General features: G+C 63.4%; 23 protein-coding genes. 12 read left to right on the top strand and 11 right to left on the bottom strand.

Features of this window, described 5'->3' with window-relative positions; translation table 11 throughout:
* Positions 1-355: 355 nt before the first annotated feature.
* The 5 genes from ACN0V4_RS10970 to ACN0V4_RS10950 all read left to right on the top strand — a co-directional run bounded on the left by ACN0V4_RS10970 (position 356) and on the right by ACN0V4_RS10950 (position 5,428).
* Positions 356-1,600, top strand: a complete 1,245-nt coding sequence (locus tag ACN0V4_RS10970; RefSeq protein WP_417675973.1) for a branched-chain amino acid ABC transporter substrate-binding protein — start codon at positions 356-358, stop codon at positions 1,598-1,600.
* Between the two features lie 96 nt (positions 1,601-1,696).
* The gene (locus tag ACN0V4_RS10965) at positions 1,697-2,653 is read left to right on the top strand and encodes a branched-chain amino acid ABC transporter permease (protein WP_417675971.1); all 957 of its coding nucleotides are present in this window, start codon (positions 1,697-1,699) and stop codon (positions 2,651-2,653) included.
* Complete coding sequence (locus tag ACN0V4_RS10960) at positions 2,650-3,933, top strand: branched-chain amino acid ABC transporter permease (RefSeq protein WP_417675969.1); 1,284 nt, start codon at positions 2,650-2,652, stop codon at positions 3,931-3,933. Before ACN0V4_RS10965 ends, ACN0V4_RS10960 begins: the two co-directional genes overlap by 4 nt.
* Positions 3,930-4,721: an ABC transporter ATP-binding protein gene (locus ACN0V4_RS10955; protein WP_417675967.1), complete on the top strand. Its 792-nt coding sequence runs from the start codon at positions 3,930-3,932 to the stop codon at positions 4,719-4,721. The genes ACN0V4_RS10960 and ACN0V4_RS10955 overlap by 4 nt, the downstream gene beginning before the upstream one ends.
* 5 nt (positions 4,722-4,726) lie before the next feature.
* Entirely contained in the window at positions 4,727-5,428 is a 702-nt protein-coding gene (locus ACN0V4_RS10950; RefSeq protein WP_417676388.1) for an ABC transporter ATP-binding protein, read from the top strand.
* Between the two features lie 15 nt (positions 5,429-5,443).
* Here ACN0V4_RS10950 and ACN0V4_RS10945 read toward each other — a convergent pair whose 3' ends face one another.
* The 3 genes from ACN0V4_RS10945 to ACN0V4_RS10935 are packed head-to-tail and all read right to left on the bottom strand — an operon-like array spanning position 5,444 to position 7,385.
* A complete protein-coding gene (locus tag ACN0V4_RS10945) occupies positions 5,444-6,046 on the bottom strand; it encodes a 2-hydroxychromene-2-carboxylate isomerase (RefSeq protein WP_417675965.1) in 603 nt (200 codons plus the stop codon).
* Positions 6,046-6,780: an SDR family oxidoreductase gene (locus ACN0V4_RS10940; RefSeq protein WP_417675963.1), complete on the bottom strand. Its 735-nt coding sequence runs from the start codon at positions 6,778-6,780 to the stop codon at positions 6,046-6,048. The genes ACN0V4_RS10945 and ACN0V4_RS10940 overlap by 1 nt, the downstream gene beginning before the upstream one ends.
* Positions 6,777-7,385, bottom strand: coding sequence for a glutathione S-transferase family protein (locus tag ACN0V4_RS10935; RefSeq protein ID WP_417675961.1), 609 nt, complete (start codon positions 7,383-7,385; stop codon positions 6,777-6,779). The genes ACN0V4_RS10940 and ACN0V4_RS10935 overlap by 4 nt, the downstream gene beginning before the upstream one ends.
* 92 nt (positions 7,386-7,477) lie before the next feature.
* Here ACN0V4_RS10935 and ACN0V4_RS10930 point away from each other — a divergent pair, with 92 nt between their 5' ends.
* The 6 genes from ACN0V4_RS10930 (at position 7,478) to ACN0V4_RS10905 (ending at position 14,019) form a co-directional block, all read left to right on the top strand.
* On the top strand, positions 7,478-7,954 hold the full coding sequence (locus ACN0V4_RS10930) for a winged helix-turn-helix transcriptional regulator (RefSeq protein ID WP_417675959.1): 477 nt from the start codon (positions 7,478-7,480) through the stop codon (positions 7,952-7,954).
* Positions 7,951-8,712, top strand: coding sequence for an enoyl-CoA hydratase/isomerase family protein (locus tag ACN0V4_RS10925; protein WP_417675957.1), 762 nt, complete (start codon positions 7,951-7,953; stop codon positions 8,710-8,712). The genes ACN0V4_RS10930 and ACN0V4_RS10925 overlap by 4 nt, the downstream gene beginning before the upstream one ends.
* Before the next feature lie 162 nt (positions 8,713-8,874).
* Positions 8,875-10,116 (top strand): serine hydrolase domain-containing protein, encoded by a 1,242-nt coding sequence (locus ACN0V4_RS10920; RefSeq protein ID WP_417675955.1) that lies wholly within the window; start codon positions 8,875-8,877, stop codon positions 10,114-10,116.
* Positions 10,113-12,095, top strand: coding sequence for an acetoacetate--CoA ligase (locus ACN0V4_RS10915; protein ID WP_417675953.1), 1,983 nt, complete (start codon positions 10,113-10,115; stop codon positions 12,093-12,095). Before ACN0V4_RS10920 ends, ACN0V4_RS10915 begins: the two co-directional genes overlap by 4 nt.
* Complete coding sequence (locus ACN0V4_RS10910) at positions 12,092-12,958, top strand: acyl-CoA thioesterase (protein WP_417675951.1); 867 nt, start codon at positions 12,092-12,094, stop codon at positions 12,956-12,958. Before ACN0V4_RS10915 ends, ACN0V4_RS10910 begins: the two co-directional genes overlap by 4 nt.
* The gene (locus ACN0V4_RS10905) at positions 12,955-14,019 is read left to right on the top strand and encodes an amidohydrolase family protein (RefSeq protein WP_417675949.1); all 1,065 of its coding nucleotides are present in this window, start codon (positions 12,955-12,957) and stop codon (positions 14,017-14,019) included. Before ACN0V4_RS10910 ends, ACN0V4_RS10905 begins: the two co-directional genes overlap by 4 nt.
* Here ACN0V4_RS10905 and ACN0V4_RS10900 read toward each other — a convergent pair.
* The 5 genes from ACN0V4_RS10900 to ACN0V4_RS10880 form a co-directional block, all read right to left on the bottom strand.
* Positions 13,947-14,729, bottom strand: coding sequence for an SDR family oxidoreductase (locus ACN0V4_RS10900; protein ID WP_417675947.1), 783 nt, complete (start codon positions 14,727-14,729; stop codon positions 13,947-13,949). The two genes, ACN0V4_RS10905 and ACN0V4_RS10900, sit on opposite strands and share 73 nt — an antisense overlap.
* Before the next feature lie 10 nt (positions 14,730-14,739).
* Entirely contained in the window at positions 14,740-15,510 is a 771-nt protein-coding gene (locus tag ACN0V4_RS10895; RefSeq protein WP_417675945.1) for an SDR family NAD(P)-dependent oxidoreductase, read from the bottom strand.
* A gap of 29 nt (positions 15,511-15,539) precedes the next feature.
* A complete protein-coding gene (locus ACN0V4_RS10890) occupies positions 15,540-17,240 on the bottom strand; it encodes a class I adenylate-forming enzyme family protein (protein ID WP_417675943.1) in 1,701 nt (566 codons plus the stop codon).
* 354 nt (positions 17,241-17,594) lie between these two features.
* Positions 17,595-19,367, bottom strand: a complete 1,773-nt coding sequence (locus tag ACN0V4_RS10885) for a SulP family inorganic anion transporter (RefSeq protein ID WP_417675941.1) — start codon at positions 19,365-19,367, stop codon at positions 17,595-17,597.
* 231 nt (positions 19,368-19,598) lie between these two features.
* Positions 19,599-20,816, bottom strand: a complete 1,218-nt coding sequence (locus ACN0V4_RS10880; protein ID WP_417675939.1) for an acyl-CoA dehydrogenase — start codon at positions 20,814-20,816, stop codon at positions 19,599-19,601.
* 103 nt (positions 20,817-20,919) lie between these two features.
* On the opposite strand from ACN0V4_RS10880, the gene ACN0V4_RS10875 reads away from it, so the two are divergent.
* Positions 20,920-21,831: a LysR family transcriptional regulator gene (locus ACN0V4_RS10875; RefSeq protein ID WP_417675937.1), complete on the top strand. Its 912-nt coding sequence runs from the start codon at positions 20,920-20,922 to the stop codon at positions 21,829-21,831.
* A gap of 264 nt (positions 21,832-22,095) precedes the next feature.
* Here the strand turns inward: ACN0V4_RS10875 and phoB are convergent, their stop codons facing one another.
* The 3 genes from phoB to pstB are packed head-to-tail and all read right to left on the bottom strand — an operon-like array spanning position 22,096 to position 24,312.
* Complete coding sequence (phoB, locus tag ACN0V4_RS10870) at positions 22,096-22,785, bottom strand: phosphate regulon transcriptional regulator PhoB (RefSeq protein ID WP_417675935.1); 690 nt, start codon at positions 22,783-22,785, stop codon at positions 22,096-22,098.
* 1 nt (position 22,786) lies between these two features.
* Positions 22,787-23,497 carry a phosphate signaling complex protein PhoU gene (phoU, locus tag ACN0V4_RS10865; protein ID WP_417675933.1) on the bottom strand — a complete coding sequence of 237 codons (711 nt, stop codon included), beginning with the start codon at positions 23,495-23,497 and terminating at the stop codon, positions 22,787-22,789.
* Between the two features lie 17 nt (positions 23,498-23,514).
* Positions 23,515-24,312, bottom strand: coding sequence for a phosphate ABC transporter ATP-binding protein PstB (pstB, locus tag ACN0V4_RS10860; protein WP_417675931.1), 798 nt, complete (start codon positions 24,310-24,312; stop codon positions 23,515-23,517).
* Positions 24,313-24,319 lie beyond the last annotated feature (7 nt).

Below are 24,319 nucleotides of genomic sequence, written 5' to 3'. Positions count from 1 at the left end.
TGCCGGGGGCCGCTCCTGAAAAACCTTACGTCATTTTCATCGGTCCGCCGGCGGCAGCGGCAAGCTTCGCCCAGGGTTCCCGCCGCCTCTGGCGCAGCGGTACAGCGCCCTTCAGAACCGCTATAAAACAACATGATATGTAAGCATCCCAACTGTGGAGCCGAGGGCGCCGCAGCCCATTCTTGTGGCATGGTGATCGTCGAAATCGACTGTTTTTTCAGCAGTTTCAGGGGCGCAATTTCACCCCGCACCAAAGCCCGCAAAGCTTGACTTTATATCGTTATATGCGAGTCTCTGAAGCAGACCCCGGTGCTATATCGCGCAAGATAACCGGCGTCTGTTAGGGAGGAGAATTATGCGCAAATCTACCAAGTTCGGCCTTGGCGCCGCGCTGGCTTTGTCTTTTGTCGCCGGTGCTGCCGCGGCAGAGAACGTCAAAATCGCCTTTATCGACCCGCTTTCGGGCGCGTTTGCCAGCACCGGCAGTAATGGCCTCAAACAATATCAGTTCGCCGTTGAGGAGCTGGTGAACAAGAAGGGCGGGGTTCTGGATGGCAGGATGTTCGAAATCGTGCCCTTCGACAACAAGACCAGCCCGAAGGAGTCGCTGATCCAGCTGCAGGTCGCCATCGACCAGGGCATTCACTATGTCGTGCAGGGCAACTCGTCCGGCGTGGCCAGTGCGCTGACCGAGGCGATCGAGAAGCACAACAAGCGCAACCCGGACAGTCGCGTGCTCCTGCTGAACTATGCCGCCGTCGATCCGGTGCTGACCAACGACAAGTGCAACTTCTGGCACTTCCGCTTTGACGCCAACAGCGACATCAAGATGGATGCGCTGACCGACGTCATCGCCAAGAACCCGAACATCAAGAAGGTCTATATCATCGGTCAGGACTATGGCTTCGGCAAGGCCGTGGCCGCCGCGGCCGTCTCGATGCTGGGCGCGAAACGTCCCGATATCGAAATCGTCGGCAACGAGCTGCACCCGATCGGCAAGGTCAAGGACTTCACCCCCTATGCCCGCAAGATCGTCTCCTCGGGCGCCGATGCGGTGATCACCGGCAACTGGGGGTCGGACATGCTGGGGATCGGCAAGGCGGTGATCGAGAACGGCTTCACCGGCCCGATCTATACCTACTACGCCGCCTCTGACGGCATCACCGCTGCCTTCGGCGAAAGCGGTGTCGGCAAGCTGCGTCTGGTCTCCGAAGGCCAGCTCAACCCGCCGGTGTCGGAACAGTCGCTGGAATACTCCAAGGCGTTCAAGGCGAAATACCCTGAAGCCGACCTGAGCCAGACCCGCATCACCAATGTGGTCGAGATGCTGGCGGATGCCATCAACAAGGCCGGCACCGCCGATGACGTGGTCCCCGTTGCCAAGCAGCTTGAGAGCATGACTCACAAGAACCTCTGGGGCGGTGAAACCTATATGCGGCCGCAGGACCACCAGTTGATCCAGGATGTCCACATCCTGGTGCAGAGCAAGGACGGCGTGACCTTCGACTTCGACAACTCCGGCTATGGCATGGTGGTCGAAGACACGGTGAAGATGGCCTCGGCCGACAGCCCGACGACCTGCAAGATGGAGCGGCCCTAACGGCTGCTTTGGCGCCCCGCTCCCGTTCTTGAGGGGGGCGCCGCTCAGGTTTTCCACGACTAACGGACACAACCTTTTTCAGCAGGGGGAAAGGGTATGGAGCTTATACTCGTCAATCTGATCGACGGGCTGGTCACCGGGCTTTTGCTATTCATGCTGTCAGCCGGGCTGACCCTTATTTTTTCGATGATGGGCGTGCTGAACTTCGCACACGCCAGTTTCTATATGTTGGGCGCGTATTTTGCCTTTCAGATCAGCCTGTTCATGGGCTTCTGGATGGGCTTGCTGATTGCGCCGCTGATCGTTGGCGCCCTTGGCGCAATGATCGAACGCTATGGTCTCAGGCGGGTCCACCAATATGGCCACGTGCCTGAGCTGATCTTCACCTTCGGCTTGGCGCTGTTGATCGAAGAGGTCGTACAGTTCATCTGGGGCAAGGATCAGATGCCCTATGCGATCCCCGAGATCCTTCAATTCTCGGCCTTCTCGATCGCCGGCAATGCGATCCCGGCCTATAAGGTCTTCATGATCTTCATCTCGGTGGCGATCTTCATCGCGCTGCTCTTCGTGCTGACGCGCACCAGGGTTGGCATGGTGATCCAGGCCGCGCTCAGCTATCCGCGCACGGTCGAGGCGCTGGGGCATAACGTGCCGCTGGTCTTCATGGGCGTCTTCGGTGTCGGCACCGCGCTGGCCGGTGTGGCGGGCGTGATCGCCGGGCCGGTGCTGGCCACCTTCCCGGGCATGGCGGTGATGCTGGGGTCGATCGTCTTCGTCACCATCGTGATCGGTGGGCTGGGATCGCTCTGGGGGGCGCTGGTCGCCTCGTTGCTGATCGGCTGGCTGATCACCTTCGCCAAGGCCTATGATCTCAGGATGGAGGATCTGCTCACCTGGATCGGCTTCGACAAGCCGGTCGACATGAGCGAGAGCCTGCTCCGCGACGTCTGGACCCTGACCTCGCCGCAGGTGGCCGACATTCTGCCCTATCTTCTGATGGTGCTGATCCTGGTCTTCCGCCCCTACGGCCTGTTTGGAAAGCGTGACGCATGACCGATACAACCCTCCATACCACTCAGCCGCGGTTGATCACCCTCGGCGGAGCGCTTCCTTGGCTGGCCGCCGCACTGTTTCTGCTGGTGATGCCGCTGGTGTTCACCTCGAACGGCGCCATCACCATCATGAACCAGATGGCGATCACCATCGTCTTCGCGCTGTCCTACAACATGCTGCTGGGACAAGGTGGCATGCTGTCCTTCGGCCATGCGGTCTATATGGGCGTCGGCGGCTTCTGCTGCGTCCATATCATGAATTATGTCGAGGATTATTCCCTGCCCATTCCGCTGCCGTTGCTGCCGATCTTCGGCGGGCTCTTCGGCATGGGGCTGGCGCTGATCATCGGTTCCTTCTCGACCCGTCGGGCCGGCACCATCTTCGCGATGATCTCGCTCGGCGTGGGCGAGCTGATCGCCGCCTGTTCCGTCATCATTGTCGCCTTCTTCGGCGGTGAAGAAGGGGTGAGCGGCGATCGCACCATGGGGCTGCCGTTCTTCGGTATCGAGTTCCTGCATCAGATCGAGGTCTATTATCTGACCGCCTTCTGGCTCGTGCTCTCGGCGCTGCTGATGTACCTCTTTTCCCGCACCCCGATCGGGCGCATGGCCAATGCCGTGCGTGACAACCCGGAGCGTGCAGAATTCCTGGGTTATTCAGCACGTTGGGTGCGGTTCTTCTCCTTCGTGGCGGCCGGGTTCTTCGCCGGGATCGCCGGCGGGCTCTTTGCCATCAACTATGAGATCGTGACGGAAGAGAACCTGAACCTGGTGCAATCGGGATCGATCCTGCTGATCACCTTCCTCGGCGGCGTCGGCTTCTTCTTCGGGCCGATCCTGGGGGCCATCGCCTTCACCCTGCTGCAATCTGTGCTGAGCCTGCAGACCGAGATCTGGCAACTCTATCTCGGCATGCTGTTCGTCGCCACGGTGATGTTCTTCCCGGGCGGGCTGGCAGGGGTGATCATGATGCATGTGCTGCCGTTCCGCCTGGGCAAGGCGCGGCTGCTGATCCTGCCCTATATCAAGACATTGGTGCCGGCCTTCTTCTGCATCATCGGAACCGCAGGGGCGCTCGAAATCCTCTATCATCTGCGGCATGCCGCCCTGGGTGAGGACGAGATGACGCTGTTCTGGGTCACCTTCGACAGCCACGCAATATTGCCGTTGCTGATCTGTGTGGTGGCCTCCTTCGGTGGCTTCTGGCTGGCCAAACGGTCCTCGCCCGAATTGGCGGAGGCCTGGCATGCGGCAAATACCCCGAATGGAGGTTTGCAATGAACGCGATGAACCAACCTGGTTTCACCACCGCGACCCCGGCCTTGCAGATCGAGGATCTGCGCAAGAGCTTCGGCAAGGCCGAGATCATGCGGGGCGTAAACCTGTCGATCGGTGCCGGCGAACGCCATGCGATCATCGGGCCGAACGGGGCAGGGAAATCCACGCTGTTCAACCTGATCACCGGGCGGTTCCCGCCGACCTCGGGCAAGGTGCGGCTGCATGGTCATGACCTGACCGGGCTGGCGCCCTTCCAGATCAACCGCATGGGGCTGTCGCGGTCGTTCCAGATCACCAATATCTTCCCCAAGATGAGCGTGTTCGAAAACGTCCGCTGTTCGCTGCTGTGGTCGCATGGCTATCGCTATTCCTTCTGGAACATGGTCAACCGCTCGCGCGATCTGACCGAGGGGGCCGAGGCGATCCTTGAGCAGATCAACCTGACCAGCCGCCGCGATCTGCCGGCAGGGGTTCTGTCCTATGCCGAACAGCGCGCGCTCGAGATCGGGATCACCATGGCGGGCGGCGCCAATGTGATCATGCTCGACGAACCCACCGCCGGCATGAGCCATTCGGAAACCGACTACATCATGGATCTGATCCGCAAGGTGACGGAGAACAAGACGCTGGTGATGGTGGAACACGACATGGGGGTGGTCTTTGGTCTGGCCGACAGGATCTCGGTCCTGGTCTATGGCGAGATCATCGCAACCGGCCGCCCCGAAGAGGTGCGCGCCAATCCCAAGGTGCAGGAAGCCTATCTGGGCGCAGTGCTGGAGGCTGGTCACTGATGAGCATGCTGGAAGTTACCGATCTTCATGCCTTTTACGGCAAGTCGCATATCCTGCAGGGGGTGAACATGCAGATCCGGGAGGGCGAGATCGTCGCCCTGCTGGGCCGCAACGGCGTCGGCCGTTCCACCACCTGCAAGGCCATCATGGGCGAGGTCGAGCCGCAGGGGTCGGTCAAGTTCAAGGGGCAGGAGATCGCCGGCAAGAAGGCCTATGAGATCGCCAAGCTCGGCATCGGCTACGTGCCCGAGAACCGCGACATCTTCAAAGGTCTGACCACCCGGCAGAACCTGATCCTGGGTCTGAAGCCCGGCCAGAAGGACGGTCAGGGCCGCTGGAAGATGCAGGACATGTTCGACATGTTCGAAAACCTCGCCCGTCGCGCCGATGTCGAGGCGACGGTGATGTCGGGGGGCGAACAGCAGATGCTGACCATGTGCCGCACCCTGATGGGCGACCCCGATTTCGTCATGATCGACGAGCCCACCGAAGGCCTGTCGCCGCAGATGACCCAGAAGGTGGCCGAGCTGTTGCAGGAGATCGCGCGGCGCGGCATCGCCACGCTGCTGGTCGAACAGAAGCTCGCCATCGCGATGGACATCGCCCACCGCGTCTATGTGATGGGCCATGGTCACGTGGTCTTCGAGGGAACGCCTGACGAACTGCGCGCCCGCGATGACGTGCGCAAGGAGTGGCTCGAGGTCTGAGCCACCCCCGAGATATCAGGCCTGTCCGGTCAGGAGGTATTCCAGATCGGGCAGGCTGTCCTTGCCGAAGAACATCTCCTGATCCACGAACATGGTCGGCGATCCGAAGACGCCGCGGGCCACCGCGGTCTCGGTATTCGCGATCAGCGCGGCTTTGACCTCCGGATCGTCCAGCCCCGCCAGAATCTCGGCCACCGGCAGCCCGGCTTCGATCAGCACGTCGCGGAACACCTCGGCGTCGCCCATCTGCTGGCCATGCAGCCACATCGCGTTGAAAATCGCCTCGATATAATCGCCTTCCCATGGCTTTCCCTGTGCGAAGACCGCGCCGCGCATCAGCTTCAGGGTATTGATGGGGAAATAGGGGTTGGCGTGATAGCGGATCCCGTGACGTGCGATGAAGCGTTCCATCTCGCGCGCCTGATAGGCCAGTTTGCCACGGATGTCGCGATAGCTGACCATCGGTGACTGATTGCCTGTCGCCTTGAAAATCCCGCCCAGCAACACCGGAACATAGCGCAGCCGCGCGTCGTGTCTTTCGGCCAGCGCCGGCAGCACACGATGCGCGAGATAAGCATTGGGACTACCAAAGTCATACATGAATTCAATGTCTTGCATCACCATGTTTCTCCATATGGGCGCAGGTCCATTTCAAAGGTCCAGGCGTCGCGGCTCTGGTGGTGAAGGGTCCAATAGGCCTCGGCGATCGAGGTGGGGTGCATCAGCGTGTCGGGCGGCAGGCTGTCAGGATCGCGGCCCGAGGCGGCGATGCGGTCGCGCACGAAATCGGTGTCGACGCCGGCGTCGATCACCAGATGCGCCACATGGATGTTCTGCGGCCCGAGTTCGCGCGCCAGGCTTTGCGCCAGATTGCGCAGCCCGGCCTTGGCCGAGGCGAAGGCGGCATAGCCGCTGCCGCCGCGCATCGAGGCGGTGGCGCCGGTGAAGAACAGGCTGCCCCGGCCGCGCGGCAACATATGGCGCGCCGCCTCCCGTCCGGTCAGAAAGCCGCCAAAGCAGGCCATTTCCCAGACCTTGCGAAAGACCCGCGCCGTGGTGTCGAGGATCGGGAAATAGACGTTGGCACCGACGTTGAAGATGACAAGTTCAATCGGGCCAAGGGTTTCCTCGATGGTCTTGAACACCTCGGCTACATTGTCCTCGTCGCGCGCATCCATCGAGAACCCGTAGGCATGACCTCCCGAGGCCTCGATCTCGGCCACCAGCGGCGCCAGCTTGTCGCCATTGCGGCGGCCGAGGCAGACGGTGAAGCCACCCGCGGCGAAGCGCTTGGCGATGGCCGCGCCGATATGGTCACCCGCGCCGACGATCAGGGCAACCGGGGTGCTCACAGCCGCCAGGCCTTCTGCAGCGCCGGACGGGCGAGAAGGCGATCGGCATAGGCGTCGAGATTGGGCAGGGCCGAGAAGTCGAGCTTCAGCATCTCGCGCGAGACGGTGACGGAATGGCCGGTCATGATATCGGCGGCGGTGAACTCGCCGGCCAGGTAATCGCGCCCCTCCATATGCGTCTCGACCGCCGTCAGCATCTGCGACAACAGCTTGATCGCGCGCTTGGCGTTGGCCTCGCTGCGGCGCTCGGGCGGCAGCAGGATGGTTTCCACCACGATGGTGTTGATCGGCGGCATGATCATGCCTTCGCAATAGTGGAACCATTGCAGGTACTGGGCGAATTCCTTCGTTCCCACAGGCGGTTGCAGGCGGCCGTTGCCATGCACCGCCAGCACCCATTCGACGATGGCGCCGCTTTCGAACAGGGTGATATCGCCATCCTCCAGGGCCGGCACCCGGCCCATGGGGTGAATTTTCCGATAGTCCGGGCTACGCATCTCAGGGCTGCCCAGTTGGAATTTCTCGATCTCATAGGGCAGGCCCAGCTCTTCCAGCAGCCAGGCGATGCGCACCGCGCGGGTGTTCTGCGCGTAGTAAAGTTTCATCTTCTTTCCCCCTCAAGTCTCCCGCGTGCCGTGAAAATTGACAAGGCACGCCCCTGTGGATATCGTAGCTTCAATTTTTGAAGGGAGTCAATGTGGCGCGTTCCGATCTGGCCGATACCAGCTGTCCAGTGTCCCGCGCGATTGAGCGGGTCGGCGATCCTTGGGTGTTGATCATCCTGCGAGAGGCCTTCCTTGGCACCCGAAAGTTCGACGATTTCCAAAGAAATACAGGCGCTTCTCCGCATGTGCTCAGTCTGCGGCTGAAACAGATGTGCGGCGATGGCATCCTTGCCAAGCGCGCCTATTGCGACAGCCCGCTGCGGTATGAATACCGGCTGACCGACAAGGGGCTCGAGCTTTGGCCGCTGATCATGGTGCTGCATGGCTGGGGCCAGAAGTGGCTGGGCGGGCAGGGTGTGATGTTGACTCACAAGGCCTGTGGCGCCCGCTTCGCGCCGCAACTGAGCTGTCCCGGTTGCGGTGCCCCCTTGACGGCGCGCGATGTGCGGGCCGAAATCAGCCCGGATTTCCAAACAGAGCGTGAACAGCGCGAAGAGGACCACCGATGACCGACACCAACCCCGATCTGATCCTGACCGACCATGGCGAGGGCATCACCGAAATCGGCCTGAACCGGGGGCCGGTCAATGCGCTGAGCCCGGAGTTCCTGATGGGCTTCGCCGCGCTGCTCGACCGGCTGGAGGCGGACGAGACGGTGCGCGCCGTGGTGATTTCCAGCCCACTCAAGGTGTTCTCGGCCGGGCTTGATCTGAAAGAGGCGCAGACCTTCGATCTGGCGCAGGAACAGGCCATCGTCGCGGCGCTGAATCTCGGTTTTCTGCGGCTTTTCACCTTTGCCAAGCCGGTGGTGGTGGCGGTCAACGGTGCGGCGCTTGCTGGCGGGCTGTTCTTCGTGCTGGCCGCGGATCTCCGCGTCGCGGGGCCCCGCGCCAGTTTCGGCCTGGCCGAGATCCGCGTCGGCGTCGATTTCCCGGTGGGGCCGATGGAGATCGCCCGCGCCACGCTCGATCCCAACGCGCTGCGTCGGTTGATGCTGACCGGCCAGCCGATCGCGGTGGATCACGCCCGCGACATCGGTCTGGTCGATATGCTGGTCGATGGCGGCGACACCGTGGTGGAACGTGCGGTCGAAGAGGCGCGCAAGCTCGCCCAATTGCCCTCGATCGCCTATGCCGCGGTCAAGCGTCAGATCCGCGAACCCGCTGTTTCCGCAATCGAAACGGCGATCTCGCAGGGCGCCAATGCCCCGGCAGAGGGCTGGTTCAATTCCCAGACCCGCGACGCCATGCGGCGCATGATCGGCTAAAGTGACGTGCCGTCACGTCGCTTGCGCGAATTGGTCGCGCGGGCGGCTCGACATCCCCTTGGAATCGCGGTCTGATACCCTCGGCGCGCGGCGGAGGATCCGCGCGATGAAAGATAGCCTGGCCGGCGGGGCCGCCGCCGGCATCAAGGGGGGAGACAATTCATGCAAGTGGCAAAACCGCAGGATCGCGGTTTCGACCCGGCCCGTCTGGCACGCATTGCCGACTGGATGGACGGCTATGTCGAGGATCGGAAATATCCCGGCAGCTCGGTCCTGATCGCGCGCGGCGGTGACGAGGTCTATTTCAACGCGACCGGCGAACGCAATCGCGAGGACGCGCTGCCGTTCACCCGCGACACGCTGGCGCGGATCTATTCGATGACCAAGCCGGTCACCTCGGTGGCGCTGATGATGCTGGTCGAGCGCGGGCTTTTCCCGCTGAGCGCGCCGGTCTCGGATTTCATTCCGGCCTTCAAGGACATGCAGGCGCTGATCCCCGGCGCCACCCGGATCGACCAGACCGAACCCAGCGCCGCGCCGACGCTGCAACAGCTTGCCACCCATACCAGCGGGTTGAGCTATCCGTTCAACCCCGGCGTTCTGGCCAAGGCGATGGACGAACAGGACATCCTGTTCAAACCGCATCGCGGCACCCTCGCCGACGAGGCCGACAGGGTAGCGGCGCTGCCCTTGTCGTTCCAGCCTGGGACGAGCTGGGAATATTCCGTCGGCATCGACATCCTCGGCCGGGTGGTCGAGGTCGCCTCGGGCAAGTCGCTGGCGCAGTTCTTCGAGGAAGAGATCTTCGCTCCCCTCGGCATGACCGAAACCGGCTTTCGCGTGCCGGAAGGCGTGGGCGATCGCTTTGCCTCGCTCTATACCCCGCTCACGGGGGACGCGATGGCGCTGAATTCGGCGGCGACCGGCGGCGACAGCCTGCGGCTGACCGACCGCGCCGGCAAATCGCCGTTCGAGATCGCCACGCTGCATTCGGGCGGCGGCGGTCTTGTCGGCACCATCGACGATTACATGAAATTCGTCGAAATGCTCCGCTCCGGCGGGGCGGCGGCGGGCGGGCGCATCCTCAGTCCCTCGACGCTTGAGTTCATGATGCGCAATCATCTGCCCGGCGATATCGCCTCGATGGGGCAGCGCAGCTTTGCGGAACAACCGATGGAGGGCATGGGCTTCGGCATCGGCGGCTCTGTGGTTCTGGAATCGGGACGGACCGGAGTGCCCAGCAATGTGGGCGATTTCTCCTGGGGCGGAATGGCCTCGACCTTCTTCTGGATCGACCGGGTTCTGGACGTCTCTGTGGTGTTCTTCACCCAGCTCGCCCCGTCCAGCTCTTACCCGAGCCGCGCCGAACTCAAAGCCCTGCTGCATGGAGCCATCGTTGAATGAGCGCCGAACATCCTGTCCTCTGGACCCCGACCCAAGCCCGCGCCGATGCCACCCGCATGGCCGCCTTCATCCGCTTTCTCGAAGATAAGCATGGCCTGACCTTTGCCGATTACGACACGCTCTGGGATTGGAGCGTGACCGATCTGGAAAGCTTCTGGTGGGCGATCTGGGATTTCTTCGACATCCCCGCCAGCGTGAAGCCTGAAAAGATGCTGGCCGAACGCAAGATGCCCGGCGCCGTCTGGGGCCCCGGGGCGCGGCTGAACTTCGCCGAGGTGATGCTGCGCGCCGCCAACGAGAAGCCCGACGCCCAGGCGCTGATCGTCAAGTCCGAGACCTTCCCGAGGAAGGAAATGACCTGGGGCGAACTCTCCGGTCAGGTGGCCAGCGTCGCCGCGCGCTTCCGTGCGCTGGGGCTGGGCAAGGGCGATCGCGTGGTTGCCATCCTGCCCAATACCGAACATGCGCTGATCGCCTGCCTTGCGGCCAGCAGCATCGGCGCCATCTGGTCGCTCTGCGCCCCCGACATGGGTCATGTCGCCATCCTCGACCGCTTCCGCCAGATCGAACCCAAGCTGATCGTGGCGCAGGACGGCTATGTCCACGCCGGCAAGATGATCGACCGGCGCGAGGTGCTGGCCGAGATCTTCGCGGGCCTGCCGACGCTGGAGCATCGGGTGATGCTGCCGGTGGTGGGCGATCTGCCCGAGGGCATGATCGGCTGGGACGATCTGACCGGCGACGATGCCGCGCCCTATTTCGAACAGGTGGAATTCGACCATCCGCTGTGGATCGTCTATTCCTCGGGCACCACCGGCAACCCGAAGCCGATCGAGCACGGCCATGGCGGCATCATCCTCGAGGGCTGCAAGCAGTCGCTGCATCAGGATCTGACCGATCAGGACCGGTTCTGCTGGCTGACCTCTTCGGGCTGGATCATGTGGAACGCGCAATTGAACGCGCTGGGGCAGGGCGCAACGCTGGCCCTGTTCGATGGGGCGCCGAACCAGCCCGACATGCTGGCGCTCTGGCAATATGCGGCGGATGAAAAGCTGACCTATCTGGGGGTCGGTGCCGCCTATATCACCGTCTGCATCAAGGCCGGCATCCGCCCGCGCGAGGTGCTGGACCTGAGCGCGCTTCGCTCGCTCGGCACCACCGGATCGCCTTTGACCTCGGACGGCTATGACTGGATCTACGATGCGGTCGATCCCGACATCTGGCTGGCGCCGATCTCGGGGGGGACCGATCTCGCCGGCGCCTTCGTCTGTGGCAACCCGATGCTGCCGGTCCGCGCCGGAGAGATGCAGTGCCGGTCGCTCGGCAATGCGGTGCGCGCCTTCGATGATCAGGGCCATGAGCTGATCGGCGAGGTGGGCGAACTGGTCTGCACCGAACCCTTGCCGTCGATGCCGCTCTATTTCTGGGGCGACGAGGATGGATCGCGGTTGCATGACAGCTATTTCGACACCTATCCGGGCATCTGGCGCCATGGTGACTGGATCGAAATCACCCCGGAAGGCGGCGCGGTGATCTATGGCCGGTCGGATGCCACCATCAACCGCAAGGGGCTGCGGCTGGGATCGTCCGAGATCTATCGCGCGGTCGAGGGGCTGGAAGAGGTTCTGGACTCGATGGTCGTCGATCTTGAGTTCCTGGGCCGCGACAGTTTCATGCCGCTTTTCGTGGTGTTGGCGCCGGGTCTGGTGCTGGATGACACCATGAAGGACAAGATCAACGGCGCGATCCGCCACGCGATTTCGGCGCGCTTCATCCCCAATGAAATCATCCAGGTGGCCGAGATCCCGCGCACGCTCTCGGGCAAGAAGCTGGAAGTGCCGGTCAAGAAACTGCTGCTGGGGGCGAAGCCCGAGTCTGTCGTGAACCGGGACTCCATGGGCAACCCCGACAGTTTCAACGCCTTCATCGCCTATGCGGAGGCCCGCGAGCGGGCCGAGGCGCAGCGGGAGGCCTCATGACCGATGTTGCAACGGAGCTGCTGAACCTCCTTGATATCGAACAGCTCGAGGTCGACCTTTTCCGGGGCATCGGCACCGGGGGCGAGACCTCGAGGCGGATTTTCGGCGGCCATGTGATCGCCCAGGCCCTGGCCGCTGCCTATCGCACCGTGCCGGATCGGCTTTGCCATTCGCTGCACGCCTATTTCCTGCGGCCAGGCGACCCGTCGATCCCGGTGATTTACGAGGTCGACCGCGCCCGCGATGGCGGCAGCTTCACCACCCGGCGGGTGGTGGCGATCCAGCACGGCAAGCAGATCTTTCACATGTCCGCCTCTTTCCAGGTGGCGGAAGAGGGGTGGGACTATCAGCACCAGATGCCCCAGGTTCCCGGCCCCGAAGGCTTGCTGAACCGGGACGAGTTGCGCCGCCAATGGGTCGACCAGATCCCGGAAAAGCTGCGCGGCGATTTCCTGCGCCAGCGACCGATCGAGATCCGCGAGATCGAGCCGCGCGACATGATCACGCCGAAGCCGGCGGATGACCGTAACCACATCTGGGTCCGGATGCGCGCCGCCGCCGGAACAAGCGAGGCGATCCAGCAATGCCTGCTGGCCTATGCCTCGGACATGTATCTGCTGGGAACCTCGCTGCGTCCGCATGGGCTGACCTGGTTCACCGGCGAGATGATGACCGCAAGCATTGATCATTCCATGTGGTTCCATGCCCCGATCCATCTGGAGAACTGGCATCTCTACACGATGGACGCGCCCTTTACCGGCGGCGGACGCGGGTTCAACCGTGGCATGATCTTCACCCAGGACGGCAAGCTGGTGGCCAGCGTCGCGCAGGAGGGGCTGATGCGGGCCCATAAGCGCAAATGACCTGGGTTCCGGGCATGGAGCTGCGTGAGGAGTGGCTTGCGCAGGTGCGGGAAGAGGTGCTCGACCCCGAGCGCGAGATCGTCGATCCGCACCACCACCTGTGGCAGCGCGGCGGCACCGGTTACGAGCTGGAGCAACTGCGCGCCGATACCCAGGCGGGCCACAAGGTGGTGCAGACGGTCTATATCGAATGCCGGTCCTATTACGACCCGGCGGCAGATGCGCGCTTTGCCCCGGTGGGCGAAACCGCGCGGGTGGCCGACATGGCGCGCGAGACGGAAGGCGACCCCGCGCAGATCAGCGGCATCATCGCCTTTGCCGATCTGCGTGATCCCGATCTGGATGCAGTCATCGACGCGCATCTGGAGGCCGGGCAGGGGCTGGTGAAGGGGATCCGGCAATCCGGCGCCTGCGATCCGGAACCGGGCGCTCTGGCGATCCCCGGCCGCGGTGCGCCGGGGCTTTATGCCGATCCCGATTTCCGCCGCGGTCTGGCGCGGTTGGGCGAACGGGGGCTGACCTATGACACCTGGCATTACCACCATCAGGCCGAGGATTTCCTCGACCTGGTCAAGGCGGTGCCGGGAACGACCATCATCCTCGACCATTTCAGCACGCCGCTTGGCGTCGGCCGCTTCACCGGCCAGCGCGAGGCGATCTTTGCAAGGTGGCGGAAGGATATGGAGGCGCTCGCCGCCTGTCCGAATGTTGTGGCCAAGCTGGGCGGTCTGGCGATGCCGGACAACGGCTGGGGGTGGCTTGCGGCCGAGCAGCCGCCCGGTTCGGACGACTTCGTCGCGGCGCAGGGGGGGTGGTATCACCACATGATCGGCTGTTTCGGCGCCGATCGCTGCATGTTCGAAAGCAACTTTCCGGTCGACCGCACCGCGATTTCCTATCCGGTGCTGTGGAACGGTTTCAAGAAGATCGCCGCCGCCTACGACGAGGAGGCGCGCGATGCCCTGTTCGCGGGCACCGCGCGACGGGCTTACACCTTGCCTTCGACCCTGCCGCCGAAGCGCCGGTTCAACTTGCGCATGCCGCCGATCCAGCGGTCGTAATCGGTCGTCTTCAGCCGCATGTAATCCAGCACCTCCGGGTGCGGCAACACCAGGAAGGTCTCTGCCTCGATCGTCTTGAGGCAGGCCTCCGCCACCACTTCGGGCTCAAGCATACCGTCCATGGCGGCGACGCCTTCCTCGTGGCCGCGGGTCATTTCCGACCGCACCGCCTGCGGGCAGAGCACCGAGACCTTGATGCCCTGATCGCCATAGGTCAGCGCCAGCCATTCGGCGAGGCCCACGGCGGCGTGCTTGGTGACGCCATAGGGAGCCGATCCCACCTGGTTCAGCAGCCCGGCGGCCGAGGCGGTGTTCAGCAGATAGCCGCCGCCGCGCGCCGTCATCCGCGGCACCAGATGGCGCGCCGCCCAGACATGGGCCATGACGTTGATGTCCCAGATCCGTTGCCATTCGCTGTCCGGAACCTCGACGCCGCCGATCATCAGGATGCCGGCGTTCGAGCAGAACAGGTCGATCGGCCCGATTTCACTTTCCACCTTGTCGATCAGGCTGGCGATCTCGGCCTCGATACCGACGTTGCAGCCCATGGCGACGCCGCCGATCTCTGCCGCGACCTTCTCGGCCCCGGCGAGGTTCAGGTCGGCGCAGATCACGCATTTCGCGCCGGCCCCGGCGAAGCGGCGCGCCAATGCGGTGCCGATGCCGCTGGCCGCTCCGGTGACGACGACGATCTTGTCCTTGATATCCATGCTCTGCTCCTTATGCCCACATGTTCGAGCCGCCGCAGACGGTCAGCGCCTGGCCGGTCATGTAACGGCTGGCGTCCGAGGCAAGAAAGACCGCCAAGCCTTTGAAATCTTCGGGTTCCCCCAGGCGCCGCAGCGGAATCTCGGCGGTGATCTTCGCCGCCACCTCGGGCTTGTCCCACAGCTCGCGGGCGAAATCGGTGCGGATCAGCCCGGGACAGATGGCGTTCACCCGGATGCCCTTGGGGCCGAATTCGGCGGCCAGATTGCGCACCAGACCGATCAGTGCCAGTTTCGACATGCCGTAGGTGCCCAGCGTCAGCGAAGGCTTGAAGGCCCCGACAGAGGAGGTGAACATCATCGAGCCCTTGCCCTTGGCCGCCATGTCCGGCGCCACCAGCTGCGCCAGCCACAGGTTCGACTGGACGTTGGCCTTCATGGTCTTTTCATAAGCCTCGTCCGGGATTTCCGAGGTCGGGCCATAGTAGGGGTTCACCCCCGCATTCCCCACCACGATGTCGATTGGCCCGGCCTTGGCGCGGGCGGTTTCGACCAGCGCGGCGAGCTGATCCTTGTAGCCGACGTTGCAAGCCACCGGAATCGCGCGCTCGGCGCCGACGGCGGCGTTGATCTCGGCTGCGGCCTCGTCCAGCCGGTCCTGCTTGCGCGCCGAGATCACCACTGTCGCGCCCTGTTCGGCCAGTGCAGTGGCCATCTGTTGACCCATGCCCTTGGAGGCCCCGGTCAGCAGCGCGACCTTTCCAGAAAGATCGAATAAACTCATTTGGATGTTCCTTGTTCCTTATGCTCTTCTCAGACCGTCTGCGCGGTCAGACAGGCGGCCTGGAGGCCACGCCGGTCGATCTTGTCGGTGGCGCCACGGGGCAGGGGTTCCGCTTGCATCCAGATGCGTTCTGGCACCTTGAAATGGGCGATATGGTCGCGCAGGAAGGCTTGGATATCGGCCTCCTCGGCGCTATGGCCCGGGCGCAGTTGCACGCAGGCGCCGACGACTTCACCCAACCGCTCGTGCGGCAGGGCGAAGGCGCAGGCCTCGGCCACCGCCGGATGACGGTGCAGCGCGCCTTCGACGTCGAGACAGGCGATATTCTCGCCGCCGCGGATGATGATGTTCTTCTTGCGATCGACGATGGTGACAAAGCCGTCCTCGTCGATCTGGCCAAGATCGCCGGTGCGCAGCCATCCCTGTTGCAAAGTGGCGGCGGTTTCAGCCGGTTTATTCAAGTAGCAACGCATGTTGCAGGGGCTTTTTACCGCAATCTCGCCGACCTCTCCCTGCGGGACATCCTGACCGTCGTCGTCAAGAAACCGCAATTCCTGAACAGGTGGATACAGCCGTCCGGCCGCGCCGGGGCGAGAAAGATAATCCTGTCCCTGCATCCCGGTTCCGAGCGCGTTTGTCTCGGTCATGCCCCAGCCGGTGGCGACATCCGCCGTGGGAAAGCTCTCATGCAACTCGCCGACTTGGGAGGCGGGGCGTTTGGCTCCACCGGCGCCAATGTAGTCGAGCGTTTCCAGCGTCTCTCCCATCCGGCGAGCGGCCTCGATCAGATCTGCGCTTTGGGTTGGAACACCCAGAAAACGTGTGATTTTCTCATCCCTGATCAGACGAACGGCAGCCTCGGCATCCCAACGATCCATCACCACCAGCTTGGCGCCCGCCGGCAGGCTCAGCAGAAAGATCGGGTGTGTTGCCGTGACATGGAACAGCGGCGTCGCAACCAAGCCAACAGAACGTGGCGCGGGCGTCGGCGTTACCTTGCCGGGATTGAGTTTCGGGGCCACGAGCGTTGCCATCAACCAGCTATAGACGGCGTTCACCGCGCCGCGATGGGTCTGCACCACGCCCTTGGGCGCGCTCGTCGTCCCGGAGGAATACATGATGGTGAAATCGTCATCAGGATGGATGTCGACGGTCGGCCAATCGGCCGGTTGCTGATCCGCCATCAGATCGGAAAAGCCTTGATCGCCAATGGCTTCGGCGTCGCGAACGCCAATCAGCTGCAGCTTTCGATCCCGGGCCAGCGGCCGCAGACGCTCCAACCGCTTGGCATCGGCGAAAATCAGGTGAACGTCGGCGTCCTGAACCGCATACTCCAGTTCTTCCGTGGTCCACCAGGCGTTCAGGAAGACGGCAATGCCACCGAGCGAAACCGTGGCCATGAAGACCAGCAAAAGCTCGGGACAATTGCGCATGGCGATGCCGACGCGATCACCTTTTCCGACGCCGAAACGTTCCGAAAGAACGGCAGAGAGGCGTTTGATATCGTTGCAGAATTCATCATAGGTCCAGCGCTCGTCGCCGAAGACCAGATAGTCTGCGGCACCATCGCCCTGAGCGGCGCGGCTGTGCTGCAGCAGCTCGCGGATCGTTTGCGGCGTATTGGCGAAGGCCTTGTAGGTCACACCGCGGATGTCGACTTCGGTGGTTTCGAAGATCGGATTTTCAGCAGTGACCGCAGCCACCGCGTCCTGAAACGACAATGCCGTCATCTGCGCAGCTCCCGCATCCGCAGGGCGGTTTTGTTGTGCATGGTTGTCCTCCCAAACAAACCAGGTCGACGCCAAAGAACGGCGCGACTCTTGCTCCTCCGGGCAGAAGGTTAGACGGGATTGTCAGACGTGCCAATACCGCACATCGGAATGGTATTCCGCATGACCACAGGGAAAGCTTGTGCTCGGGTGGTTGCGGGGCGCGCCTCAAAACCTTGAGAAATTGTTGAATTTCAGATGGATAAGGAAGGTTCCTGGGCGTCTGTCTGTGGTAAATAATTACATAATACTGATTATGAGATAATCGTATGGGTCAAAGATGGGGGTAACGGACGTTCCGTTACCCCCTGTTTTCTAGGCCGCGCTCTTGCTGCCGCCGGGCGCATGTTCGCGTTCGATCAGCGCGACGAAGGCATCATATTGCGACAGGAACACCTGGCCGCTGAGCTCGTCGAGGAAATGGCTGCACTTCAGCCGGTCCATCACCGGGCCCTTCACCTCGGACAGATGCAGCTTGATACCCTGGTCCGCCAGCCGGTGATTGATCGCCTCCAGCGACTCCAGCGCGCTCAGGTCCACCTCGTTCACCGCCGAACACATCAGGACGACGTGCTTGATCTCATCCTTGTTGCGGTAGACCCGTGCGAGGATCAGATCCTCCATCCGTCGCGCATTGGCGAAATAGAGGCTTTCGTCGATCCTGAGCGTCAGCACGGCGGGATCGGTGATCACCTTGTGACGCAGCACGTTGCGGAAATGCTGGCTGCCCGGCACCTGCCCGACCTCGGCCACATGTGGCCGCGAGGTCTTCCAGACGAAAAGCGCCAGCGACACCAGAACCCCGGCCGCCACGCCGATTTCCACCCCGACGCCAAGGGTCAGCAGAATGGTGACCAGCACGGCGGTGAAATCCGCCTTGGAATAGCCCCAGGCGCGGCTCAGGATCTGCAAATCGACCAGCGACAGCACCGCGACGATGATGGTGGCGGCCAGCGTCGCCTTGGGCAGGAAGAACAGCAGCGGCGTCAGCAACAGCGCGGCCAGCAGCAGCCCCACGGCGGTAAAGGCGCCAGCCGCCGGCGTTTCGGCCCCCGCGTCGAAGTTCACCACCGATCGGGCGAAGCCGCCGGTCACCGGATAGCCGCCCGACAGGCCCGAGGAGATATTGGCAGCCCCCAGCGCGATCAGCTCCTGATTGGGCTCGATGCGCTGCTTGCGCTTGGCCGCCAGCGTCTGCGCGACCGAGACGCTTTCGACATAGCCGATGATCGAGATCAGGATCGCCGGCACCAGCAGCGCCCCCAGCGTGCCGAAGTCGATGGTCGGCAGGCCCAGCGGCGGCAGCCCGGTCGGAACCTGGCCCACCACGGCGACACCGGCGCCAGGCAGATCCAGCGCCCAGGCGGCGACGGTGGTGCCGATCACGGCAAAGACCGGCCCCACCCGCGCGATGGTCGAAGCCGTCTTGGCGCTGATCCCGAAGGTGGCTTTCAAAAGCCCTGCCAGCCCCTTGCGCACCCAGAACAGGAACCCCAGCGCGATCAACCCGATCACCAGCGTCGGCCAGTTCACATTCGGCAGTTGCCGGATGATCTCGGTCAGGATTTCCGGCAGCGTATGACCGCCGGCCTTGATGCCGAGGATATGTTTCGCCTGGCTCGCCGCGATCAGGATGCCCGAGGCGGTGATGAAGCCCGCGATCACCGGATGCGACAGGAAATTCGCCACCACCCCCAGCCGCAGCAGCCCCATGGCCAGCAGGATCAGACCCGAGACCAGTGCCAGAACGGCGGCGGCGGCGGTGTAATCGGCGACGCTCTGCAAGCCCAGCGGCGCCAGGGCCGAGGCGGTCATCAGCGAAACCACCGCCACTGGCCCGACCGCGAGCGCCCGGCTGGTGCCGAAGATCGCATAGAAGACCAGTGGCAGGATCGAGGCATAGAGCCCGACCTGCGCCGGCAGCCCGGCCAGCAGCGCATAGGCCAGCGATTGCGGGATCAGCATGATGGTGACGATCACCGCCGCGATCAGATCGCCGGTCAGCTCGGTCCGGCCGTAGCTGCGGCCCCAGTCCAGGATCGGAAGATAGGATTTCAGCCGCGCCAGGCTGGAGGAAGAGGTGGTCAAAGAATGTCCTTTCCTTCTGTCCGCGCGCCAACGCGGGGGCGTATCCCCTGCCCCTCAGGCTTGGCAAGCCATGGTGGGCAGAAAGCGGGATATCGAATACATATTAGGTTTTCTATATATTTACAGCACCCCGATTGTGAAGGGGCGTTGCAGGCAGAATTGCCGCAGTGGTGAAAATGAGAAAAGGCCGGGGAAACCCCGGCCTTTTCAAAAGCTTGTGATCGCAAGCGATCAGAAGAACGCTTGCAGCCCGGTCTGCGCCCGGCCCAGGATCAGCGCGTGCACGTCATGGGTGCCCTCATAGGTGTTCACCGTCTCGAGGTTGATCATGTGGCGGATCACCTGGAATTCCAGGCTGATGCCGTTGCCGCCGTGCATGTCGCGCGCCATCCGGGCGATATCCAGCGCCTTGCCGCAGTTGTTGCGCTTGATGATCGAGATCATCTCGGGCGCCGCCTTGGCCTCGTCCATCAGCCGGCCGACGCGCAGCGCCGCCTGCATCCCGAGCGAGATTTCGGTCTGCATCTCGGCCAGTTTCTTCTGGTAAAGCTGGGTTTGTGCCAGCGGGCGGTTGAACTGCTTGCGGTCCAGACCATATTGGCGCGCCGCGTGCCAGCAGGTCTCGGCCGAGCCCATGACACCCCAGGCGATGCCATAGCGGGCGCGGTTGAGACAGCCGAACGGCCCCTTCAGCCCCTGCACATGCGGCAGCAGCGCATCCTCGCCGACCTCGACGCCTTCCATCACGATCTCACCGGTGATCGAGGCGCGCAGGCTGGCCTTGTTCTGGATCTTCGGCGCGCTGAGGCCCTTCATGCCCTTCTCCAGCACGAAGCCGCGGATCTTGCCGTCATGGGCGTCGGATTTCGCCCAGACCACGAAGACATCGGCGATCGGCGCGTTGGAGATCCACATCTTGGTGCCGGTCAGACGATAGCCGCCGTCGATCTTCTCGGCCCGGGTCTTCATCCCTGCAGGGTCCGAGCCCGCATCGGGTTCGGTCAGGCCGAAACAGCCGATAAATTCACCCGAGGCGAGCTTGGGCAGATATTTCATCCGCTGCTCTTCCGAGCCATAGGCATAGATCGGGTACATCACCAGCGAGCTTTGCACCGACATCATCGAGCGATAGCCGGAATCGACCCGCTCGACCTCACGCGCGACCAGCCCATAGGAGACATAGCCGGCGCCGATGCCGCCATATTGTTCCGGCAGGGTGACGCCCAGCAGGCCCATCTCGCCCATCTCGCGGAAGATTTCCGGATCGGTCTCTTCCTTCTCGAAGGCGGCGAGCACGCGCGGCTGCAGGTTCTCCTGCGCATAGGTGCGCGCGCTTTCCGAGATCATGCGTTCTTCTTCAGTCAGCTGATCGATCAGGCGGAACGGGTCGGCCCAGTCGAACGACGACAGGTCCGGGGCGTCCTTGGCCTTGAGCGTGGGGCGGGTCATGCGGGGAACCTCCTAGGGTCATATGCGTTTGCAGGGGCAATACCACAGGGTTTGCGCAAGAAACAGCAAGACATTCGCATGGTTTCATGAGTAAACCGCATACATGATTGCGCCACGCCGATTCCTCCCCTCGATCGCCTCGCTCCGCGCCCTCGAGGCGCTGGACCGGCTCGGCTCTGCCTCCGCCGTGGCGGAGGAGCTGAGCCTGACCCAAAGTGCGGTCAGCCGGCAGCTGCAGACGCTGGAAACCCAGATGGGGGTGGAGCTGATCCAGCGCAGCCGCAAGCGGCTGACGCTGACGCCCGCCGCGCGGGACTATGTGGCCGAGATCCGCCCTGCCCTGCATCAGATCGCCCAGGCCTCGATGCGGCTGCAGGTGCCGCAGGCCGGTGGCGCGCTGAACCTCGCCATCCTGCCGTCTTTCGGCATGCGCTGGCTGATGCCGCGGCTGCCGGATTTCGCCCGCGCCCACCCGGAGGTCACCATCAACATGTCGACGCGGCTGCATCCCTTCGCCTTCGCCAGCGAACCCTTCGATGCCGCGATCCATTTCGGGAGCGGCGACTGGCCGGGCACCGAACGGATGCTGCTGAAGTTCGAACAGATGTTGCCGGTCTGCGCGCCGGGTCTCTGGCAGGGGCGCGCCAGCGGCGATCCCCGCGCGCTTCTCAGCATGCCGCTCCTGCACATCCAGACCCGCCCGCGCGCCTGGCAGGAATGGTTCGCGCTGAAGGGCGTCGCCAGCTCCGGCGCGGTGCCGGGCACCGTTTATGACCAGTTCTCCGCCATCATCCAGGCGGCGCTGCACGGGCTGGGCGTGGCGCTGCTGCCCGACTATCTGGCCGAACAGGATCTGGCCTCGGGCCGGCTGATCGCGCCTTGCGGCCCTCCGGTCGAGATGCAGGGCGCCTATTATCTGGTCTGGCCACAGGAAAAGGCCCGCCACCGGCCGCTCAGCCTCTTCCGCGACTGGCTGGCGACCCAGGCCCAGCCCGAGGATCTGCTGCCGCGCTGAGCCGTCGCAAGCCTCCGGCAAAGGGTACCGCGCAGCGCCCTTTTTCTAGCTGAAAATATCCCCGCCGGAGGCTCCGACGGGGACCTGTTCATGAGGTTGGAAAGGCTGGGCGGGACAGCGCGGCCATCCCCGGGGCGACGCCCGTTCGCTCCTGAAACACTCCCCCGGAGTGTTTCCAAGACGGGGCGTACCCCCGGGGCTTACCCCGGGGCTACGCCCGTTCGGCGCTGAAAACGGTCCACTGGACCGTTTTCCGGGCGCGCCTCACCCCAATGCGTACCCTGCGCCGCGGACGGTGCGGACGGGGTCCTCGCCACCGTGCTGGGTCAGCGCCTTGCGCAACCGGCCGATATGCACGTCGACCGTTCGCGTATCGACATAGATATCGCGGCCCCAAACCCGGTCCAGCAGCTGTTCGCGCGACCAGACCCGACCCGGTTTCTCCATGAAGGTCGACAGCAGCCGGAACTCGGTCGGCCCCAGTTTCAGCGGCTTTTCCGAGCGGCTGACCTTATGGGTCTCGGCGTCGAGCACGATATCCTCGAACTCCAGCCTCAACCCCACGGTCGAGGGGCGCACCCGGCGCAGCTGGCTGCGCACCCGCGCCATCAGCTCGATCACTGAATAGGGTTTGACGACGTAATCGTCCGCCCCGGTCTCCAGTCCGCGCACCTTGTCGACCTCTTCCGACCGCGCCGAAAGCATGATGATCGGGATGCCCCGCGTCTCCGGCCGGGTTTTCAACCGCCGGCAGACCTCGATCCCCGAGAGGTTCGGCATCATCCAGTCGAGCACGATGATATCCGGAGCATCCTCCTCGACCAGAAGCAGCGCCTCTTCCCCGTTTTCCGCCTTCAGAACACGGAAACCTTCGGCTTCGAGGTTATAGGCCAGTACCTCCCGCTGGGCCAGTTCGTCCTCGACCACTAGAACTGTCGGCTGATCCGCCGCCATCTTATCCCTCCAGTACGCTGACAGAGGTGTCGTCAGCTTTCACACGGGTCTCTTCCGGGCGTTGGCCGGTCACCAGATAGATCACCTGTTCGGCGATGCCGGTGACATGGTCGCCCATGCGCTCGATATTCTTGGCGATGAAATGCAGATGCATGCAGGCGGTGATGCTGCGCGGGTCTTCCATCATGAAGGTGAGGAATTCGCGGAACAGCGCGTTGTACATCTGGTCGACCTCGCGGTCGCGTTCGATCACGTCCTTGGCCAGCTCGACGTCGCGCTGGATATAGGCGTCGAGCGCGTCCTTGAGCATCAGCTCGACCTCGCGCGCCATCCGCCTGAGCGAGGCGGTCGAACCGTTGACGGGCGGCAGTTGCGTCAGCACGCCGGTGCGCTTGGCGATGTTCTTGGCGTAATCGCCGATGCGTTCGAGATTGCCGCTGATCTTCATCACCGTCAGCACCAGCCGCAGGTCGCCTGCGGTGGGGGCCCGCAGCGCCAGGAGGCGTGCGGTTTCCTCGTTGATCATCACCTCCAGATCGTCGATGGCGGCATCGCCCGCGCGGACCTTTTCGGCCTGCTCGACGTCGCGCGCCTCAAGCGAACTTGCGGATTCGAGGATGGCCTCCTCGACGAGACCACCCATTTTCATGATGCGGGCCTGAATGCCCTCAAGATCCCGGTCAAAGACCTTGGTGATATGTTGCTCCGGCATGTCTTGTCCTGTCTCGCTTACCCGATCCGCCCGGTGATATAGCTCTCGGTCCGGGGGTCGATGGGGTTGGTGAAAATCTGGCCCGTCTCGCCGAACTCGACCAGATTGCCGAGGTGGAAGAAGGCGGTTTTCTGGCTGACGCGCGCGGCCTGCTGCATCGAGTGGGTGACGATCACCACGGAATAGCTCTGCCGCAGCTCGTCGATCAATTCCTCCACCTGGGCGGTGGCGATCGGGTCGAGCGCCGAACAGGGCTCGTCCATCAGCAGAACCTCGGGTTCGGTCGCGATGGCGCGGGCGATGCACAGCCGCTGCTGCTGACCGCCCGACAGCCCGGTGCCGGGCGCGTCCAGCCGGTCCTTGACCTCTTCCCAGATGGCGCCGCGCCGCAGGCTCTTCTCGACGATCTCGTCCAATTCGGCCTTGTTGCGGGCCAGCCCGTGAATGCGCGGCCCATAGGCGATATTGTCATAGATCGACTTCGGGAAGGGGTTCGGCTTCTGGAACACCATGCCGACCTTGGCGCGCAGCTGCACCGGATCGACCTTCGGGTCGTAGATGTTTTCGCCGTCGAGCAGGATCTCTCCCTTGACTTTGCAGATGTCGATGGTGTCGTTCATCCGGTTCAGGCAGCGCAGAAAGGTCGACTTGCCGCAGCCCGACGGGCCGATGAAGGCGGTCACCGTCTTGTCCTCGATATCGACGTTGACGTCCTTGATCGCATGGCTGTCGCCATAATAGACCTGAACATTGCGCGCCGAGATCTTCGTAACCTGCTGCTCCACGGTCTTCTCCGTTGTTGCGATATCGTACATGGCTCTT

The organism is Pseudodonghicola sp., from assembly GCF_048268305.1.
Classification (GTDB): Bacteria; Pseudomonadota; Alphaproteobacteria; order Rhodobacterales; family Rhodobacteraceae; genus Pseudodonghicola.
The sequence above is the reverse complement of the archived record's forward strand: the minus strand, read 5'-3'. Positions and strand labels throughout refer to the sequence as shown.